19 protein-coding genes are annotated in these 17,738 nt (G+C 40.3%); 2 read left to right on the top strand and 17 right to left on the bottom strand.

Annotated features, from left to right (window positions below):
• Positions 1 to 31 precede the first annotated feature (31 nt).
• The 16 genes from rpoB to L4F91_RS00340 all read right to left on the bottom strand — a co-directional run bounded on the left by rpoB (position 32) and on the right by L4F91_RS00340 (position 15,577).
• On the bottom strand, positions 32 to 4,060 hold the full coding sequence (rpoB, locus tag L4F91_RS00415; RefSeq protein ID WP_250351165.1) for a DNA-directed RNA polymerase subunit beta: 4,029 nt from the start codon (positions 4,058 to 4,060) through the stop codon (positions 32 to 34).
• 351 nt (positions 4,061 to 4,411) lie between these two features.
• Positions 4,412 to 4,783: a 50S ribosomal protein L7/L12 gene (gene rplL, locus L4F91_RS00410; RefSeq protein ID WP_265762972.1), complete on the bottom strand. Its 372-nt coding sequence runs from the start codon at positions 4,781 to 4,783 to the stop codon at positions 4,412 to 4,414.
• Positions 4,784 to 4,834: 51 nt separating this feature from the next.
• Positions 4,835 to 5,326 carry a 50S ribosomal protein L10 gene (rplJ, locus tag L4F91_RS00405; RefSeq protein WP_103854415.1) on the bottom strand — a complete coding sequence of 164 codons (492 nt, stop codon included), beginning with the start codon at positions 5,324 to 5,326 and terminating at the stop codon, positions 4,835 to 4,837.
• Positions 5,327 to 5,688: 362 nt separating this feature from the next.
• Positions 5,689 to 6,378: a 50S ribosomal protein L1 gene (gene rplA / locus L4F91_RS00400; RefSeq protein ID WP_265778488.1), complete on the bottom strand. Its 690-nt coding sequence runs from the start codon at positions 6,376 to 6,378 to the stop codon at positions 5,689 to 5,691.
• A 3-nt stretch (positions 6,379 to 6,381) separates the two neighbouring features.
• Positions 6,382 to 6,810 (bottom strand): 50S ribosomal protein L11, encoded by a 429-nt coding sequence (gene rplK / locus L4F91_RS00395; protein WP_265762974.1) that lies wholly within the window; start codon positions 6,808 to 6,810, stop codon positions 6,382 to 6,384.
• A gap of 207 nt (positions 6,811 to 7,017) precedes the next feature.
• Positions 7,018 to 7,569, bottom strand: a complete 552-nt coding sequence (nusG, locus tag L4F91_RS00390; RefSeq protein WP_265762975.1) for a transcription termination/antitermination protein NusG — start codon at positions 7,567 to 7,569, stop codon at positions 7,018 to 7,020.
• Position 7,570: 1 nt separating this feature from the next.
• On the bottom strand, positions 7,571 to 7,984 hold the full coding sequence (gene secE / locus L4F91_RS00385; protein WP_395896628.1) for a preprotein translocase subunit SecE: 414 nt from the start codon (positions 7,982 to 7,984) through the stop codon (positions 7,571 to 7,573).
• A 485-nt stretch (positions 7,985 to 8,469) separates the two neighbouring features.
• Positions 8,470 to 9,654: an elongation factor Tu gene (gene tuf / locus L4F91_RS00380; RefSeq protein WP_046097610.1), complete on the bottom strand. Its 1,185-nt coding sequence runs from the start codon at positions 9,652 to 9,654 to the stop codon at positions 8,470 to 8,472.
• 64 nt (positions 9,655 to 9,718) lie between these two features.
• Positions 9,719 to 11,821, bottom strand: a complete 2,103-nt coding sequence (gene fusA, locus L4F91_RS00375) for an elongation factor G (RefSeq protein ID WP_395896626.1) — start codon at positions 11,819 to 11,821, stop codon at positions 9,719 to 9,721.
• A 105-nt stretch (positions 11,822 to 11,926) separates the two neighbouring features.
• Positions 11,927 to 12,397, bottom strand: coding sequence for a 30S ribosomal protein S7 (gene rpsG, locus L4F91_RS00370; protein ID WP_103853509.1), 471 nt, complete (start codon positions 12,395 to 12,397; stop codon positions 11,927 to 11,929).
• A gap of 127 nt (positions 12,398 to 12,524) precedes the next feature.
• The gene (rpsL, locus tag L4F91_RS00365) at positions 12,525 to 12,899 is read right to left on the bottom strand and encodes a 30S ribosomal protein S12 (protein WP_013745731.1); all 375 of its coding nucleotides are present in this window, start codon (positions 12,897 to 12,899) and stop codon (positions 12,525 to 12,527) included.
• A 158-nt stretch (positions 12,900 to 13,057) separates the two neighbouring features.
• On the bottom strand, positions 13,058 to 13,360 hold the full coding sequence (locus L4F91_RS00360; RefSeq protein ID WP_265777619.1) for a DsrH/TusB family sulfur relay protein: 303 nt from the start codon (positions 13,358 to 13,360) through the stop codon (positions 13,058 to 13,060).
• Positions 13,361 to 13,395: 35 nt separating this feature from the next.
• Positions 13,396 to 13,758 (bottom strand): sulfurtransferase complex subunit TusC, encoded by a 363-nt coding sequence (gene tusC / locus L4F91_RS00355; protein WP_250351173.1) that lies wholly within the window; start codon positions 13,756 to 13,758, stop codon positions 13,396 to 13,398.
• A complete protein-coding gene (gene tusD / locus L4F91_RS00350) occupies positions 13,755 to 14,135 on the bottom strand; it encodes a sulfurtransferase complex subunit TusD (protein ID WP_250351174.1) in 381 nt (126 codons plus the stop codon). Before tusD ends, tusC begins: the two co-directional genes overlap by 4 nt.
• The gene (locus L4F91_RS00345; protein WP_250351175.1) at positions 14,135 to 14,800 is read right to left on the bottom strand and encodes a transcriptional regulator; all 666 of its coding nucleotides are present in this window, start codon (positions 14,798 to 14,800) and stop codon (positions 14,135 to 14,137) included. Before L4F91_RS00345 ends, tusD begins: the two co-directional genes overlap by 1 nt.
• Before the next feature lie 72 nt (positions 14,801 to 14,872).
• Positions 14,873 to 15,577: an FKBP-type peptidyl-prolyl cis-trans isomerase gene (locus L4F91_RS00340; protein WP_250363759.1), complete on the bottom strand. Its 705-nt coding sequence runs from the start codon at positions 15,575 to 15,577 to the stop codon at positions 14,873 to 14,875.
• Between the two features lie 86 nt (positions 15,578 to 15,663).
• Here L4F91_RS00340 and L4F91_RS00335 point away from each other — a divergent pair, with 86 nt between their 5' ends.
• The gene (locus L4F91_RS00335; protein WP_265754589.1) at positions 15,664 to 15,885 is read left to right on the top strand and encodes a SlyX family protein; all 222 of its coding nucleotides are present in this window, start codon (positions 15,664 to 15,666) and stop codon (positions 15,883 to 15,885) included.
• A 79-nt stretch (positions 15,886 to 15,964) separates the two neighbouring features.
• Here the strand turns inward: L4F91_RS00335 and L4F91_RS00330 are convergent, their stop codons facing one another.
• Positions 15,965 to 16,699, bottom strand: a complete 735-nt coding sequence (locus tag L4F91_RS00330) for a glutathione peroxidase (protein ID WP_395896620.1) — start codon at positions 16,697 to 16,699, stop codon at positions 15,965 to 15,967.
• A 136-nt stretch (positions 16,700 to 16,835) separates the two neighbouring features.
• Here L4F91_RS00330 and oxyR point away from each other — a divergent pair, with 136 nt between their 5' ends.
• Positions 16,836 to 17,735 carry a DNA-binding transcriptional regulator OxyR gene (gene oxyR / locus L4F91_RS00325; RefSeq protein WP_265762519.1) on the top strand — a complete coding sequence of 300 codons (900 nt, stop codon included), beginning with the start codon at positions 16,836 to 16,838 and terminating at the stop codon, positions 17,733 to 17,735.
• Positions 17,736 to 17,738: the final 3 nt, after the last annotated feature.

Here is a 17,738-nt window from a genome sequence, read left to right as displayed (position 1 = left end):
CTTGAGCGTACTTTAGCTTTCGCTTATCAGATTATTCTTCGTCTAAGTCGATGTTAATACCCAGTGAACGAATTTCTTTCATAATTACGTTGAAAGATTCTGGCGTACCCGGATCCATTTGTTGGTTACCGCTCACGATATTTTTATACATCTTCGTACGACCATTCACATCATCAGATTTCACTGTAAGCATTTCTTGTAAGGTGTAAGCCGCACCATAAGCTTCGAGCGCCCATACCTCCATCTCACCGAAACGCTGACCACCAAATTGTGCTTTACCACCCAATGGTTGTTGCGTCACAAGACTATAAGAACCTGTTGAACGTGCGTGCATTTTGTCATCCACTAAGTGGTTCAATTTGAGCATATACATATAACCCACGGTTACAGGACGTTCAAATTTCTCACCGGTACGACCATCATATAAGGTAATTTGACCAGACGTTGGTAAGCCACCTAGCTCTAACAAGCCTTTAATTTCTTCTTCGTGCGCCCCGTCAAATACTGGTGTTGCTAATGGTAAACCTTTGCGTAAGTTTTGCGCTAAACGCATCACTTCTTCATCTGTAAAGGTTGAAAGATCCACTTTTTGTGAGCCGCCACCTAAGTCATAGGCTTTTTGGATATAACCACGCAATTTCTCAACATCTTGTTTTTGTTTGATCATTGCATTGATTTGATCACCAATTCCTTTCGCCGCTAAACCTAAGTGTGTTTCAAGAATCTGACCAATGTTCATACGTGAAGGTACGCCCAGCGGGTTCAATACGATATCCACTGGCTGACCATTTTCGTCATACGGCATATCTTCAACTGGGTTAATTTTTGAGATAACCCCTTTGTTACCGTGACGACCCGCCATTTTATCACCCGGTTGGATTTGACGTTTCACTGCAAGATACACTTTCACCACTTTCAATACGCCCGGTGCAAGATCATCGCCTTGGATAATTTTGCCACGTTTGACTTCAAGTTTGTGTTCAAAGTCTTTGCGAAGTTCTTCGTATTGTTCGGCTAATTGTTCTAATTGGCTTTGTTTGTCTTCATCTGAAAGGGTTTGTTCTAACCATTTTGTACGTTCTAGTTTATCTAACTGCGCTTCAGAGATTCCACCAGAAATTAATACGTTACGTACACGAGCAAATAAACCTGCTTCCAAGATCTCTAATTCTTCGACAAGATCTTTTTTCGCTTGTTTTAATTGCATTTCTTCAATTTCTAATGCACGTTTATCTTTTTCTACACCATCACGGGTGAAAACTTGAACGTCAATCACGGTACCTGATACGCTATTTGGTACGCGTAGTGAAGAATCTTTTACATCTGAGGCTTTTTCACCAAAGATGGCGCGTAATAATTTTTCTTCTGGGGTTAATTGGGTTTCACCTTTTGGTGTGACTTTACCCACAAGAATATCGCCACCTTTTACTTCTGCACCGATATATACAATCCCTGATTCATCAAGTTTGCTTAACGCGGCCTCACCGACGTTTGGAATATCTGCGGTGATTTCTTCTGAACCCAGTTTAGTATCACGTGCCACACAAGAAAGTTCTTGAATATGAATAGTCGTGAAACGATCTTCTTGTACGACTCGCTCAGACACTAACATTGAGTCTTCAAAGTTATAACCATTCCAAGGCATAAATGCGACGCGCATATTTTGCCCAAGCGCAAGTTCACCTAAATCTGTTGATGGCCCATCAGCAAGGATTTCACCACGTTCAATAGGCTCACCTAATTGCACACAAGGAATTTGGTTGATACAGGTGTTTTGGTTAGAACGGGTATATTTCACAAGATTGTAAATATCAATCCCCGCTTCGCCTGCGATAGTTTCATCTTCGTTTACTTTAACCACGATACGTGAAGCATCAACATATTGGATTGTTCCACCGCGTTTTGCGACTACCGCTACCCCAGAGTCTAATGCCACAGGTTTTTCCATACCTGTACCGACTAATGGTTTATCTGCACGCAAGGTTGGCACGGCTTGGCGTTGCATGTTCGCCCCCATCAAGGCACGGTTTGCATCATCGTGCTCAAGGAATGGAATCAACGCTGCTGCCACAGAAACGATTTGCTGTGTTGATACATCCATATAGTGAATTTCTTCTGGACGATATAAACCAGATTCCCCATGCTCACCACGACAGGTTACGAAAGTATCGGTAAAGCGTAATTCCTCATCTAAATTTGAGTTTGCCTGTGCGATGATATATTTGCCTTCTTCAATGGCTGATAAGTATTCAATTTCTTCCGTAACTTGACCATTTACCACTTTGCGGTATGGGGTTTCTAAGAAACCGTAATCGTTAGTACGCGCATACACCGCTAGCGAGTTGATCAAACCGATGTTTGGACCTTCAGGCGTTTCAATTGGACACACACGTCCATAATGGGTTGCGTGAACATCTCGCACTTCGAAGCCTGCACGTTCACGAGTTAAACCGCCCGGCCCTAATGCAGAAATACGGCGTTTATGCGTCACTTCTGAAAGCGGGTTATTCTGATCCATAAATTGAGAAAGTTGTGATGAACCAAAGAATTCTTTCACCGCGGCTGAAATTGGTTTCGCATTAATTAAATCTTGTGGAGTTACTGCTTCAAGATCGCCTAAAGAAAGACGCTCTTTCACTGCACGCTCAACACGCACTAAACCAATACGGAATTGGTTTTCTGCCATTTCACCCACAGAACGAATACGGCGGTTACCTAAGTGGTCAATGTCATCAACTTCACCACGACCATTACGGATATCAATCAATTTACGCATCACATTGACAATATCTTCTTTACTTAAGATACCGCTGCCCGTTGTTTCTTCAATGCCTAAAGAGCGGTTGAATTTCATTCGACCTACCGCCGATAAATCGTAGCGATCTGCCGAGAAGAAAAGGTTATCAAACAAGCCTTCTGCCGCTTCTTTTGTTGGTGGCTCACCTGGACGCATCATTCGATAAATTTCAACCAATGCACTCAAGCGATCAGTGGTTGGATCAACGCGTAAGGTATCTGAAATATATGGACCGTAATCTAAATCGTTCGTAAATAGGGTTTCAATGGTTTTGTAACCTGCTTGTGATAATTTTGCTAAAACCTCTAGTGTCATTTCACCATTGGCTGGACAAATCACTTCACCCGTTTCAAGATCAACATAGTCTTTCGCAGCCACTTTGCCTACAATGTATTCTGTTGGCACTTCAACCTGAGTCACATTGTCTTTTTCAAGCGCACGAATATGACGAGCGGTAATACGACGCCCCACTTCAACATAGGTTTTTCCATTTGCCACAATATCGAAAGTTGCCGTTTCACCACGCAATCTTTCTGGCACTAAGGTCATTAATAATTTGTTATTTTCAATTTGGAAAACGACTTTATCAAAGAATAAATCTAAAATTTCTTCTGTCGTGTAATTTAAAGCACGCAAAATAATGGTCGCAGGTAATTTACGGCGACGGTCAATACGTGCATATAAGTTATCTTTTGGATCAAATTCAAAATCTAACCAAGAACCACGATAAGGAATAATACGTGCGTTATAAAGTACTTTTCCTGATGAGTGCGTTTTACCTTTGTCGCTATCAAAGAACACACCCGGGCTACGGTGCAATTGCGAAACAATTACACGCTCAGTACCATTAATCACAAATGTTCCGTTATCTGTCATTAATGGGATTTCACCCATATACACTTCTTGTTCTTTAATATCTTTGATCGTACCTGGTGCAGCATCTTTATCATAGCTAACAAGACGCAATTTTACCCGTAATGGCGCAGCATAAGTGGTACCGCGAATTTGACATTCACGCACATCAAATACAGGTTCACCTAAACGGTAGCTGACATATTGTAATTCTGTATTGCCATTATTGCTGACAATCGGGAATACAGAACGGAATGCCGCTTCTAGACCTTGTTGACCCTCAGGATCTCTTTGGATAAATTTATCAAAAGAATCAAGTTGAATTGTTAATAAATATGGTACATTTAAAACTTGCGGACGCTTGCCGAAGTCTTTACGAATACGTTTTTTCTCAGTATAGGAGTAACCCATTGGTTTTCCTCAATAAATTTTAGTGAGACCGAGTTGAAAGAAAATAAAAGTGCGGTCATTTTTTCGCTTATTTTCAATCAATGATGAATCCGTTTCCAGATACCGCACTCTGAACCTTACTTCTGATGAGCGGGTTGCCATCAAACTACCAGAAAACTAGCCTGATTCACGCAACAAAACGGTGATTATTCAGTATATTTTTAATCCAAACTATTTAGCGGAATTAAAAATGGCTGATGATTATATAAGAATGGATAAATAAAAGTCAAGCAACTAGAAGCTATATAAATAAAAACCCCGATATTTCTATCGGGGCTTTCAGAACCAGAATTGGTCGCGGAAAAATCAAAATTATTTGATTTCTACTTGTGCGCCAGCTTCTTCTAATTCTTTCTTAAGTGCTTCAGCTTCTGCTTTAGCAATACCTTCTTTTAATACTGCTGGTGCAGATTCAACTAAGTCTTTCGCTTCTTTTAAGCCTAAGCCAGTTGCACCACGTACTGCTTTGATTACTGCTACTTTGTTTGCACCAGCTGCTGCAAGTACTACATCAAATTCAGTTTTCTCTTCTGCTGCAGCTGCGTCACCGCCTGCTGCTACTGCTACTGCAGCCGCTGCTGCTGAAACACCGAATTTTTCTTCCATCGCAGAGATTAATTCTACGATTTCAGTTACTGATTTAGAAGCAATCGCTTCAATGATTTGTTCGTTAGTTAATGACATAACAATCAATTCCTAAAGTAAATAAATTAAACCGAATAAGAAACGCTGTAATTAAGCTGCTTCTTGTAATTTGTCGCGTAATGCTGCAAGAGTGCGAACAAGTTTGCCTGCCGCAGCTTCTTTCATTGTACCCATTAAACGTGCAATTGCTTCTTCGTAAGTCGGTAATGTTGCTAAGAATTCAACATCTTGGATCTTACCTTCAAAGGCTGCACCTTTAATTTCAAACTTATCATTTGCTTTTGCAAAATCTTTGAACAAACGTGCTGCTGCACCCGGGTGTTCAGTAGAAAATGCGATAAGTGTTGGACCTACAAACGCATCTTTTAAGCATTCATAATCTGTGCCTTCAACTGCACGACGTAACAAGGTGTTACGCACAACACGCATTGAAACACCAGCTTCACGAGCTGCTTTACGTAATTCAGTCATTTTATCAACAGTCACACCACGGGAATCCGCGATAACTGCCGACAGGGCACCTTTGGCTGCTTCATTTACTTCAGCAACAATTGCTTGTTTGTCTTGAAGATTTAATGCCATTGGCTGTTAGCTCCTGATACACTCCGCCTAAGCGGAACTTCTAAAAAATCTCAAAAAAATAACCGCACTTTAAATTTGCGAGGTTTCTCTTTGAGGCTAAGGTGTCCAGAAGCAGAAAATTCTGTCTGTCCACCATCTACGCAGGCATTGCTATTAAGAAATGAAACCATTTCACCTACGGTCTTGGACGGGGCTTGATAGTAAGCACCATCAAAAATCTGCCGAAACAGATTTAGGTCGGGCATTATAGAGAGATTTATCATCAATGTAAATAAAAAGTTCCATTGAAGAGCCATTTTCTCAGTATAAAACCCAATATAAAAACGGCTTATTAATACAATAAGCCGTTTTTTAAACTCAAATTATAGACTGTTTTGATCTACTGCAACACCCGCACCTTGAGTGGTAGAAAGACTTACTTTCTTAATAAATACGCCTTTAGCAGAAGCAGGTTTTGCTTTTGTTAAAGCCGCTAATAAAGCTTGTAAGTTTTCTTTTAATTGCTCTGGGCTAAAGTCTGCTTTACCGATTGTGGTATGAATAATACCATTTTTATCATTACGGTAACGAACCTGACCAGATTTCGCATTTTTGACTGCTTCAGCCACATTTGGGGTTACAGTACCTACTTTCGGGTTTGGCATTAAGCCACGAGGTCCTAAAATTTGACCTAATTGACCAACAACGCGCATTGCATCAGGGGAAGCGATAACAACATCAAAGTCCATTTCGCCTTTCTTGATTTGCTCTGCTAAATCTTCCATACCCACTAAATCTGCACCAGCTTCTTTCGCTGCATCTGCATTCGCGCCTTGAGTGAATACCGCAACGCGAACGTTACGACCTGTACCATTTGGTAATACTGTCGCACCACGAACATTTTGGTCAGATTTACGTGCATCAATCCCTAAATTTACTGCAACATCAACGCTCTCTACGAATTTAGCACTCGTAAATTGTTTTAATACTGCGATCGCTTCATTGATTTCATAAGCTTTAGTTGAATCAACACCCGCTTTGATTGCTTTCATACGTTTGGTGAGTTTAGCCATTAATTAGTCCTCCACTACCAAACCCATTGAACGTGCAGTACCTTCAATAGATTTCATCTTAGTTTCAATTGTTGCACCCGTCATATCCGCTGCTTTTGTTTCAGCAATCTCACGGATTTGTGCTTTTGTTACTTTACCGACTTTATCTTTGTTCGGTTTACCAGAACCTGATTTGATGCCAGCTGCTTTTTTCAATAATACCGCTGCTGGTGGGGTTTTAGTTACAAAAGTAAATGAACGGTCTGCATAAACAGTGATAACCACTGGAATCGGTAAACCTTTTTCTAAGCTCTCAGTACGAGCGTTGAATGCTTTACAGAATTCCATAATATTCACACCTTGTTGACCTAATGCTGGACCAACTGGTGGTGAAGGATTAGCCATACCCGCTGCAACTTGCAACTTAATATAGGCTTGAACTTTCTTTGCCATTTTAATTTCCTCGTTATGGGTGATAACGCTTTTCAGCTCCCCGTGATCGAAAGCACTTATCGTGCGATTACATAACAATACGCGAAAGATTTACGCGTAAGGTCGCGAATTATACAAATTCTTGCGAATATTGCCAAGCAAAAATTACAATTTGATGATACTAAAAAAATGGCAAGTATCAACTTGCCATTTATAATTAGATGTTTATTAATTATTTTTTTCTACTTGACCAAACTCAAGTTCAACTGGTGTAGCTCGACCAAAGATAGAAACCGATACTTTCAGACGACCTTTATCGTAATCGACTTCTTCAACCGTTCCATTAAAGTCTGCAAACGGACCTTCTTTAACTCTCACTTCCTCACCAGGTTGGAAGACAGTTCTTGGTTTTGGTTTGTCAGAATTTTGCTCTAGACGATTTAAAATAATATCAGCCTCACGGTTACTAATCGGCGCGGGCTTATCTGGTGTACCACCAATAAATCCCATTACGCGTGGCACACTACGCACAAGCTGCCAAGTGTAATCATTCATTTCCATTTGTACCAAGACATAACCAGGGAAGTATTTACGTTCACTTTTACGACGCTTACCGCCCACGTTCTCAACCACTTCTTCTGTAGGAACAAGTACTTCACCAAATTGATCTTCCATTTGGTGCAATTTAATATATTCGCGCAATGTTGCTGCTACACGGCCTTCAAAGCCAGAAAATGCTTGTAACACATACCAGCGTTTTTTTGGTGTATTCTCTGTCATCTTAGAACCTCAAATTTGTTAAGAAATTAATTACAGAAACAATAATAGAATCAAGTCCCCATAAAATGAGAGAAACAATCATCGTAACAGCCATAACAATCAAGGTTGTTTGCATTGCCTCATAACGTGTTGGCCATACAATTTTTCTTAATTCTATTCTAGAGTCTTTCAAAAAGGCGCGTGCTTTTGTCCCTTGGTTAGTAATAGCTAAAATGCCCAAGGCAATAAGTAATAGAATCACCACTGCAACCACACGGATTGGAGTAGAAAATTGGTCTGCAAAATAAATATTTCCAACTGCTGCCACAGCAATAATTACCATACTGAGTAGCCATAAAAAGGTATTTAGTCCTTTTGACTTCTGAAGATCTTCCGCTTGTTCAGCGTGTTTCTTTTTATCAATATTTGACGCCATAATTGTATCCATTATTCAATAAAATCGGGATGCTGTTCTGAACGCGCAATTGTAGCATTTTCTTATTTTGTTGCCTATCAAAAATCATAGAAAATTTAACGATTTCTTACAAAAAAGAAATTAATCATTCCCTATCATTTCAACGAAGAGATCACATCTTTCATCATCTAAAGTGCGGTGCCTTTCCAGTAAATTTTTGCTTTTAACTTAATAAGCAAATAATTATTAGATGTAAAGCATACGAATAATAAGGGAATAGTAACCACTCTATTTCTAGAAGTAACAAAGAGATAGCCTGACCCAATTTAGCAAATTAATCAACGATTCTTAAAATCAAAGTGCGGTGCTTTTTCGTGAAGTTTTTCATTTGCCCAATCAACTCAGTTTGCGCAACATTTTTAAATTAGCAGTAAAAAACAAAAGGGCATCTTTCGATGCCCTCTTTCGCTTTCTGATAGCTTTCTAGTGTTACCTAGCAATAATCATTATTTGATGATTTTCGCTACAACACCCGCACCTACTGTACGGCCACCTTCACGGATCGCAAAGCGTAAACCTTGGTCCATCGCGATTGGGTGAATTAAGCTTACTGTCATTTTGATGTTATCGCCTGGCATTACCATTTCTACACCTTCTGGTAACTCGATTGTTCCTGTTACGTCAGTTGTACGGAAATAGAATTGTGGACGGTAACCTTTGAAGAATGGCGTATGACGTCCACCTTCTTCTTTTGATAATACGTAAACTTCTGATTCAAAGTCGGTGTGTGGCGTGATTGAACCTGGTTTCGCCAATACTTGACCACGTTCGATTTCTTCACGTTTTGTACCACGTAATAATGCACCGATGTTTTCCCCTGCACGACCTTCGTCAAGTAATTTACGGAACATTTCTACACCAGTTACGGTTGTTTTTGCAGTTTCTTTGATACCAACGATTTCTACTTCATCACCTGTACGGATGATACCACGTTCTACACGACCTGTTACTACGGTACCACGACCTGAGATTGAGAATACATCTTCGATTGGTAATAAGAACGGTTGGTCAATCGCACGCTCTGGCTCTGGGATGTAAGTATCTAAGTGGTTTGCTAACTCAAGGATTTTTTCTTCCCATTGTGCATCGCCTTCTAACGCTTTTAATGCTGAACCACGTACGATTGGGGTATCATCACCCGGGAAGTCATATTGAGAAAGAAGTTCACGCACTTCCATTTCAACTAGTTCTAATAACTCTTCGTCATCTACCATATCGCATTTGTTTAAGAATACGATGATGTATGGTACACCTACTTGGCGACCTAATAAGATGTGTTCACGAGTTTGTGGCATTGGACCGTCTGTTGCTGCTACTACTAAGATTGCTCCGTCCATTTGCGCCGCACCTGTAATCATATTTTTTACATAGTCCGCGTGTCCCGGGCAGTCAACGTGTGCGTAGTGGCGAGTTGGGGTATCGTATTCAACGTGTGAGGTGTTGATGGTGATACCACGCGCTTTTTCTTCTGGCGCGTTATCAATTTGGTCAAATGCGCGTGCCGCACCACCGTAGTGTTTTGCTAATACGGTTGTGATCGCTGCTGTTAAAGTTGTTTTACCATGGTCAACGTGGCCGATTGTACCCACGTTTACGTGCGGTTTTGTACGTTCAAATTTTTCTTTAGACATTGCTAATGTTTCCTTTAAGTAAAGTTCCGTAGCACATTACTGCACTACGGCGTTTAATATTCAATTATTTTTTACGTGCTTCAATAACTGCTGCTGCAACACTTGCTGGTGCTTCAGCATATTTCAATGGTTCCATTGAGTATGATGCACGACCTTGAGTTTGTGAACGAAGATCTGTTGCATAACCAAACATTTCAGAAAGTGGAACTTCTGCATTGATTTTAACAACAAATTCGCTTGCTTCTTGACCGTTTACCATTGCACGACGACGGCTTAAGTCACCAATTACATCACCCACATATTCAGGTGGCGTTTCCACTTCCACTTTCATAATTGGCTCAAGTAATACTGGGTTTGCTTTGCTAAACGCTGCTTTAAACGCTAATGATGCAGCAAGTTTAAACGCTAACTCAGATGAGTCCACATCGTGGTATGAACCGAAGTGTAAACGAACACCGATATCAACCACTGGGTAACCCGCTAATGGACCAGATTTAAGTTGCTCTTGGATACCTTTATCAACTGCAGGGATATATTCGCCAGGAATTACACCACCTTTGATTTCGTTGATAAATTCGTAACCTGGACCTTCTGGATCTAATGGATACAAGTCGATAACAACGTGACCATATTGACCGCGACCACCAGATTGTTTTGCGTGTTTACCTTCAACATCTTTCACCGCAGTACGGATAGTTTCACGGTAAGATACTTGTGGTTTACCGATATTCGCTTCCACTTTAAACTCACGTTTCATACGGTCAACGATGATGTCTAAGTGTAACTCACCCATACCTGAAATGATGGTTTCACCTGATTCTTCATCAGTATGAACACGGAATGAAGGGTCTTCTTGTGCAAGACGACCTAAAGCCAAGCCCATTTTTTCTTGGTCAGCTTTCGTTTTTGGTTCTACTGCAACAGAAATTACCGGCTCTGGGAATTCCATACGCTCAAGAATAATTGGGGCATCAATTGCACATAATGTGTCACCTGTACCAACATCTTTCAAACCGATAGCAGCAGCGATATCACCCGCACGAACTTCTTTAATTTCTTCACGTTTATTTGCGTGCATTTGAACAATACGACCAAAACGCTCACGTTTTTCTTTTACAGAGTTTAATACTGTCGCACCAGACTCAACCACACCAGAATATACACGGAAGAAGGTTAAGTTACCTACGAATGGGTCAGTTGCAATTTTGAATGCAAGTGCAGAGAATGGTTCATTATCATCTGCGTGACGCTCACCTTCAGTTTCATCAGGATTGATCCCTTTGATTGAAGCGATGTCAGTTGGTGCTGGTAAGAAATCAATTACCGCATCAAGCATTGCTTGAACACCTTTGTTTTTGAATGCTGAGCCACAAGTTACAAGAATAATTTCAGTATCTAACGCACGTTGACGTAACGCACCTTTGATCTCTTCTTCAGTAAGCTCTTCACCACCAAGGTATTTTTCCATTAACTCTTCTGAAGCTTCTGCTGCTGCTTCAACAAGGTTTTGGTGCCATTCTTCACATAATTCAACCATATCTGCAGGAATATCATCATAGGTAAATGTCATACCTTGATCGGCTTCATTCCAGTTGATTGCTTTCATTTTGATTAAGTCAACAACACCTTTGAAGTTTTCTTCTGCACCGATTGGAAGTTGTAAAGGAACAGCATTACCACCTAAGCGAGTTTTGATTTGCTCAACAACGCGTAGGAAGTTTGCACCAGTACGGTCCATTTTGTTTACGAACGCGATACGAGGTACTTTATATTTGTTTGCTTGACGCCATACAGTTTCAGACTGAGGTTGAACCCCACCTACCGCACAGTAAACCATTACCGCACCATCAAGAACACGCATTGAACGTTCTACTTCGATAGTAAAGTCAACGTGTCCCGGAGTATCGATAACGTTGATACGGTGTTGAGGATATTGCTGAGACATACCAGACCAGAAAGCCGTTGTTGCCGCAGAAGTAATGGTAATACCACGCTCTTGTTCTTGTTCCATCCAGTCCATGGTAGCTGCACCATCATGCACCTCACCAATTTTGTGACTAACACCTGTATAGAATAGAATACGCTCTGTGGTTGTTGTTTTACCAGCATCAATGTGAGCACTAATACCGATATTACGATAGCGCTCAATAGGAGTTACACGAGCCATTATTATTTCCTTGTTTGGAATTCAATAAATTAAAATTTTAAATATGGATAAGGCTTCACCGCATAGCAAAATGTGATGAAGCCTAAAAATCGTTTGATTAACTGATTACCAACGGTAATGAGCAAACGCTTTGTTAGCTTCAGCCATACGGTGAACGTCTTCACGTTTTTTCACTGCTGCACCTTTGTTTTCTGATGCATCAGATAATTCATTTGCTAAACGTAAAGCCATTGATTTATCACCACGTTTACGTGCTGCTTCAACGATCCAACGCATACCTAATGCGTTACGACGAGCTGGGCGCACTTCAACTGGCACTTGATAAGTAGAACCACCAACACGGCGAGATTTAACCTCAACGGTTGGACGTACGTTTTCTAGTGCGATTTCAAATGCTTCTAAAGCTTCTTTACCTGTACGTTGCGCTAAGGTTTCTAACGCACCATAAACGATTGATTCTGCGATAGATTTTTTACCATCTACCATTAATACATTAATAAATTTCGCAAGTAATTCTGATCCGAACTTTGGATCTGGAAGAATTTTGCGTGGTTCAATACGACGACGACGTGGCATTGCAATTTCTCCGTTTTTTAATCTTCAGGATTATCCAAAACTCTTTGTGTAAGAGATCTTACGTTTACTGGAGTTTATGATAATTATTTAATTTAATTAGCGTTTGGCCTTACTTAACGGAGAACCATTAAGCTTTAGGACGTTTAACGCCGTATTTAGAACGACCTTGTTTACGATCTTTAACGCCAGCACAGTCTAATGCACCACGCACAGTGTGATAACGCACACCTGGTAAATCTTTAACACGACCGCCACGGATAAGCACAACGCTGTGCTCTTGAAGGTTATGACCTTCACCGCCGATATAAGAAGTTACTTCGTAACCATTTGTTAAACGAATACGGCACACTTTACGTAATGCTGAGTTCGGTTTTTTAGGTGTAGTTGTGTACACACGAGTACACACGCCACGTTTCTGCGGGCAAGCCTCTAATGCAGGAACGTTGCTTTTTACAACCTTTTTCACACGCGGTTTACGTACTAATTGGTTGATAGTTGCCATTAAAAAAGCTCCAGTTTATTAATTGTTATTCATAAAAGAATGTTTACTTTTTGTTCTACCTTAGAATAGATAGACGCCGAATTTTAATCTTAGAGAGTAAGAATGTCAAGTCATAGAACAAGCAAAGGGTGAAGCCTCCCACCTGATCATTAAGTTGCCTACAACCCCACCTGTGGGAAATATTGCTCAGTGAGTTCCACTAAATTCTGCAAAGAAATTAACCGCACTTTATTTTCATCGTTATTCACAAAGTGCGGTGCGATTTTTTGTAAATTTCTGGCGTGAATGTCGTTTTCTAGCACATAATAAGGCTGGCTTAATTGCGCGAAAAGTTCAGGGTGTTTGAGGGGAAGAAGTACACCGTCTTGCCACAATACAAGGCAATCTTGTTGGGTGAAATGAGCAAAATAACGGGCGAGGGTTTGGCTGTCGTAATCCGCTTTGGCGAAGGTATAAAGCATAATGATTTCCTGAAAAAAGAATGAAACGAAACAGGTTAAAATGTCAGTACTTTTTCTGCCTGTTGTAATTTTTCCATCAACACGGCACGGGGGAGTATTTCGCAATCAATCAGCCAATTTGTTTTTTCAAGCTGTAAGGCTTGCACCGATTGTTGGCACAGATAACGCTGTTCAATATCGTATAAATCGAGTAATTTAAAAGGCTGGCTCACGTTTTTTTGTAAAATTTCTTCGCTTTTTTGATAAGCAATTAAATTAAAAATCCCGTCATCTAAGAAAAATACGGCAATTTCACTTTCATCACAAAAAGCAGTGGCGGCAAGTAGGGCATCTAAACCTTCTCGGCTTGTTGCTGTGCCGTAAGGCGGTTGGGTAAATACAAAAGCCAGTTTAATCATAGGGTTATCACTCGATCTGCTTGCAATAATGCTTGGCTAAATTCGCCAAGTCCGGCTAACACAAAGTTTTCTGCTAAATTATTTTGTTGTTTATCTTTGCTGCTTAATGCGTCCACAATACCTCGGCGTTGTGAAGCGGCAATACAAAGATGCAAAGGAATGTTATGCTGTTTGCTCAGGGTTTGCCAATGTTGTTGTAAATTAAATTCGTCATTGGCGGGATAGACAAAACCATTGCCGTTGCTTACCCCATTTTGCATAAAAAATACTTGGCTGATTTGATGCCCTTTTTCAATCAAGGCTTGGGCAAGTTGGTAGGCAAGAAATGCACCTTGTGAACCATAAATAGGCTGTTTTACGGCGATGACATAACGCATTATTTAAGCTCATCTTGTTTAATTTGGCGAATATACAAATACACGGTATGACGAGAAATATCTAAGCGTTCCGCCACTAAATTAATTGCATCTTTAATATCAAAAATGCCTTTTTCATATAAAGAAAGGACAATTTGACGATTTTTATTGTTATTCGCAACTTGGGGATCGGTGCTAATTTCTTCTACCGTTTGTTCGATGGTTTGGCTAACTAATTCCTCAACAGAACTGGCAAAATTCACTTCTGAAGCAGAATGTTGTTCCGCAGGTGGCATTAATGCTTGAATAAATTGGTTCACGGGGACATCTAAATTGATATTGATACATAATAAACCGATGATCCGTTTTTCACGATTACGAATCGCAATGGTCACTGATTTCATCAATGCGTTACCCTTTGCGCGGGTAAAATAGGGCTTGGAAACATTCTCCGTTTGCATTGTTTTGAGCGATTTCAACGCAAAATCCGTAATGGGCGAGCCAACTCGACGATGGGTATTATGCCCGTTAGCAATGCAAATGGCAGAATGCTCAAAGTCTTCAAGAGAATGTAGCACAATTTCACAATGGCTGCCGATTAATGCACTCACACCATCTACTACTGCGACATAAGAGGTTAAAATAGCACGATCTTCATCCGTAAAAGGGCGTCTATCTGTTAGCATTGGTTTTTTCTCAAAATGATGGAAAAATCGACCGCACTTTGCTTTTAAGAAATAAAGTGCGGTCATTTTTGATTATTTTTTCTCAGGGATTACGTCTAATACTTCAACCGTAAAATATAACGTTGCATTTGGTGGAATTGGACCTGCGCCTTGTTTACCATAAGCTAAGTCAGCAGGAATTAATAAATCAATTTTACCGCCTTTTTTCACGAGCTGAAGTCCTTCCGTCCAGCCCTTAATGACTTGATTTAATTTGAATTCTGCTGGCTGACCACGTTCAACAGAACTGTCAAATACCGTGCCATCTGCTAATTTTCCTGTGTAATGTACTTTCACTTTATCTTCAGGTTTGATCGCCACGCCTTCGCCTGCTTTTTCAATGCGATACATTAAGCCAGAAGCAGTTTTTTTCGCGCCCTCTTTTTTCATAAATTCAGCGGCGAATTTCTCATTTTCAGCGTTCACTTTTGCTTGACGTGCTTCATAGACTTTGTCGCCAATCGCTTTTAATTTTTCTTGAACTTGTTGTTCGGTGAGATCGCCTTTTCCGTCTAAAGCATCTTTTACCCCTTGTAATACACGGGTTTTGTCATAATTGATCACATCTTTTTGATCATTAATTAAGGTCTCAAGGAATTGTTTTCCTGTGGCATAACCCACCACATAAGAAGCTTCATCATTGAAATTTTTATCCGTTGCTTGATCAGCAAAAACGGAGCTAGAAACCACCGCACTTAATGCGAGGGTGATAAGAGAGAATTTTTGAATTTTTAACATTGTTTATCATCCTTTATAATGAATCGGAATTTTTGATAGGTTAAATTGTATTGCACAATTTAACAACCATTATTTAAGGATTATTTATGCAAATTCAACTTGAACACGCAAAACAAATTGCCGAATTAGAAACAAAAGTGGCATTTCAGGAACACGCTATTGAGGAGTTAAACCAAGCCTTGGTGGAACAACAATTTATACTTGAGAAAATGCAGTTACAGCTACGTCATTTAGCGGCGAAGTTAAAAGATTTGCAACCTTCCAATATTGCGAGTCAAGCAGAAGAAACGCCGCCGCCTCATTATTAAACACAGAAAAAAGGCTAATCACAAGGATTAGCCAAAGGTTTTTATAGGAAGTTTCTAATTTATGCTATGGGATTAATATTTATTTTGCGAAATAGTTTTCTAAATCGTCGCTACCGCCAATGTATTCTCCACCGATGAAGACTTGTGGTACGCTTGTTTTACCTGTAATAGCACGCACAGAAATGGTACTTGCATCACGGCCTAACACGATTTCTTCAAAGGTGTAACCTTTCACTTTTAATAACCCTTTTGCTTTTGCACAGAATGGGCAACCCGGTTTAGTGAAGATTGATACCGAAGGTTTTGCTTGCCAATCAGGTTTTAAATATTTGATCATTGTATCGGCATCAGAGACTTTGAACGGATCACCCGGTTCATTTGGCTCAATAAACATTTTTTCCACCACGCCATTACGCACAAGCATTGAATAACGCCAAGAACGTTTACCAAAACCAAGGTCATCTTTATCAACGAGCATACCCATACCTTCAGTAAATTCACCGTTACCATCTGGAATTACGGTGATGTTTTCTGCTTCTTGATCCGCTTTCCACGCGTTCATTACGAAGGTATCGTTTACGGATAAACAGATAATATCGTCCACACCTAATGCTTTAAATTCACAAGCTAATTCATTATAACGTGGTAAGTGTGTTGATGAACAAGTTGGGGTAAATGCGCCCGGTAATGAAAATAACACGACCGTTTTGTTATCAAATAATTCTGAGGTGGTGATATCAACCCATTGATCACCTTGACGAGTATGGAATGTTACTTGAGGAACTTTTTTTCCTTCCATTGTTGCTGTCATCATCTTTCTCCTATTGCGATTAAAGTAATGATTTCTTATTGACGGGGTGAATTATAGTGAAAATCGTGATATAGTTACAAACGATTAATACCTATCCTTTTAATTGTTCCTTTCTATGATGAGGAAAGCTGAGGAAAATATGAATATCCGTGATTTAGAATATTTAGTCGCACTCGCCGAACATAAACATTTTCGCCGTGCTGCCGATGCTTGCCACGTTAGCCAACCAACCTTAAGCGGACAAATCCGCAAGTTGGAAGATGAACTGGGCATTATTTTATTAGAACGTACTAGCCGTAAAGTATTATTTACTCAATCGGGTTTACTTCTTGTAGAACAAGCCCGCACCGTATTACGTGAAGTCAAAGTGCTAAAAGAAATGGCAAGCAATCAAGGTAAAGAAATGACTGGGCCATTACATATTGGAATGATTCCAACTCTTGGGCCTTATCTTTTACCTTACATTATGCCAGCGCTGAAACAAGCCTTTCCTGATTTAGAGCTATTTTTATATGAAGCACAAACTCACCAGTTGTTAGAACAACTAGAAAGTGGACGTTTAGACTGTGCCATTCTTGCCACTGTGCCAGAAACAGAAGCCTTTATTGAAGTGCCATTATTTAAAGAAAAAATGTTGCTTGCCATTTCTCAAGAACACGCTTGGGCGAAAGAGAAAAGTATCCCAATGGACAAATTGAAAGGTTGTGAAATGCTGATGTTAGATGACGGTCATTGCTTGCGTGATCAAGCGCTAGGCTATTGCTTCACCGCAGGGGCAAAAGAAAATCCACATTTCCAAGCCACCAGCCTTGAAACCTTACGCAATATGGTTTCTGCCAATGCAGGAATGACGTTAATGCCGGAGCTTGCGGTATTAAACGAAGGGAACCGAACTGGAGTAAAATACCTTCCTTGTGTGCCTGAGCCTTCACGCACTGTGGCATTAATTTATCGTCCCGGCTCACCGCTAAGAATGCGTTATGAACGTGTGGCAAACACCATTAGTCAGATTATCTCCCCAATCCTTCAGCAAAAATAAGAG

Origin of the sequence: Avibacterium sp. 20-126 (genome assembly GCF_044358625.1) — a bacterium.
GTDB lineage: Bacteria > Pseudomonadota > Gammaproteobacteria > Enterobacterales > Pasteurellaceae > Avibacterium.
Note: the sequence above shows the minus strand (reverse complement) of the source record. Positions and strands in the feature narration are given on the sequence as shown.

What these genes read in the sequence shown, in the direction of transcription:
- rpoB (WP_250351165.1), bottom strand. Translation starts at nt 4,060, where the DNA reads ATGGGTTACTCCTATACTGAGAAAAAACGTATTCGTAAAGACTTCGGC.
- rplL (WP_265762972.1), bottom strand. Translation starts at nt 4,783, where the DNA reads ATGTCATTAACTAACGAACAAATCATTGAAGCGATTGCTTCTAAATCA.
- rplJ (WP_103854415.1), bottom strand. Translation starts at nt 5,326, where the DNA reads ATGGCATTAAATCTTCAAGACAAACAAGCAATTGTTGCTGAAGTAAAT.
- rplA (WP_265778488.1), bottom strand. Translation starts at nt 6,378, where the DNA reads ATGGCTAAACTCACCAAACGTATGAAAGCAATCAAAGCGGGTGTTGAT.
- rplK (WP_265762974.1), bottom strand. Translation starts at nt 6,810, where the DNA reads ATGGCAAAGAAAGTTCAAGCCTATATTAAGTTGCAAGTTGCAGCGGGT.
- nusG (WP_265762975.1), bottom strand. Translation starts at nt 7,569, where the DNA reads ATGACAGAGAATACACCAAAAAAACGCTGGTATGTGTTACAAGCATTT.
- secE (WP_395896628.1), bottom strand. Translation starts at nt 7,984, where the DNA reads ATGGCGTCAAATATTGATAAAAAGAAACACGCTGAACAAGCGGAAGAT.
- tuf (WP_046097610.1), bottom strand. Translation starts at nt 9,654, where the DNA reads ATGTCTAAAGAAAAATTTGAACGTACAAAACCGCACGTAAACGTGGGT.
- fusA (WP_395896626.1), bottom strand. Translation starts at nt 11,821, where the DNA reads ATGGCTCGTGTAACTCCTATTGAGCGCTATCGTAATATCGGTATTAGT.
- rpsG (WP_103853509.1), bottom strand. Translation starts at nt 12,397, where the DNA reads ATGCCACGTCGTCGTCGTATTGAACCACGCAAAATTCTTCCAGATCCA.
- rpsL (WP_013745731.1), bottom strand. Translation starts at nt 12,899, where the DNA reads ATGGCAACTATCAACCAATTAGTACGTAAACCGCGTGTGAAAAAGGTT.
- L4F91_RS00360 (WP_265777619.1), bottom strand. Translation starts at nt 13,360, where the DNA reads ATGCTTTATACCTTCGCCAAAGCGGATTACGACAGCCAAACCCTCGCC.
- tusC (WP_250351173.1), bottom strand. Translation starts at nt 13,758, where the DNA reads ATGATTAAACTGGCTTTTGTATTTACCCAACCGCCTTACGGCACAGCA.
- tusD (WP_250351174.1), bottom strand. Translation starts at nt 14,135, where the DNA reads ATGCGTTATGTCATCGCCGTAAAACAGCCTATTTATGGTTCACAAGGT.
- L4F91_RS00345 (WP_250351175.1), bottom strand. Translation starts at nt 14,800, where the DNA reads ATGCTAACAGATAGACGCCCTTTTACGGATGAAGATCGTGCTATTTTA.
- L4F91_RS00340 (WP_250363759.1), bottom strand. Translation starts at nt 15,577, where the DNA reads ATGTTAAAAATTCAAAAATTCTCTCTTATCACCCTCGCATTAAGTGCG.
- L4F91_RS00335 (WP_265754589.1), top strand. Translation starts at nt 15,664, where the DNA reads ATGCAAATTCAACTTGAACACGCAAAACAAATTGCCGAATTAGAAACA.
- L4F91_RS00330 (WP_395896620.1), bottom strand. Translation starts at nt 16,699, where the DNA reads ATGATGACAGCAACAATGGAAGGAAAAAAAGTTCCTCAAGTAACATTC.
- oxyR (WP_265762519.1), top strand. Translation starts at nt 16,836, where the DNA reads ATGAATATCCGTGATTTAGAATATTTAGTCGCACTCGCCGAACATAAA.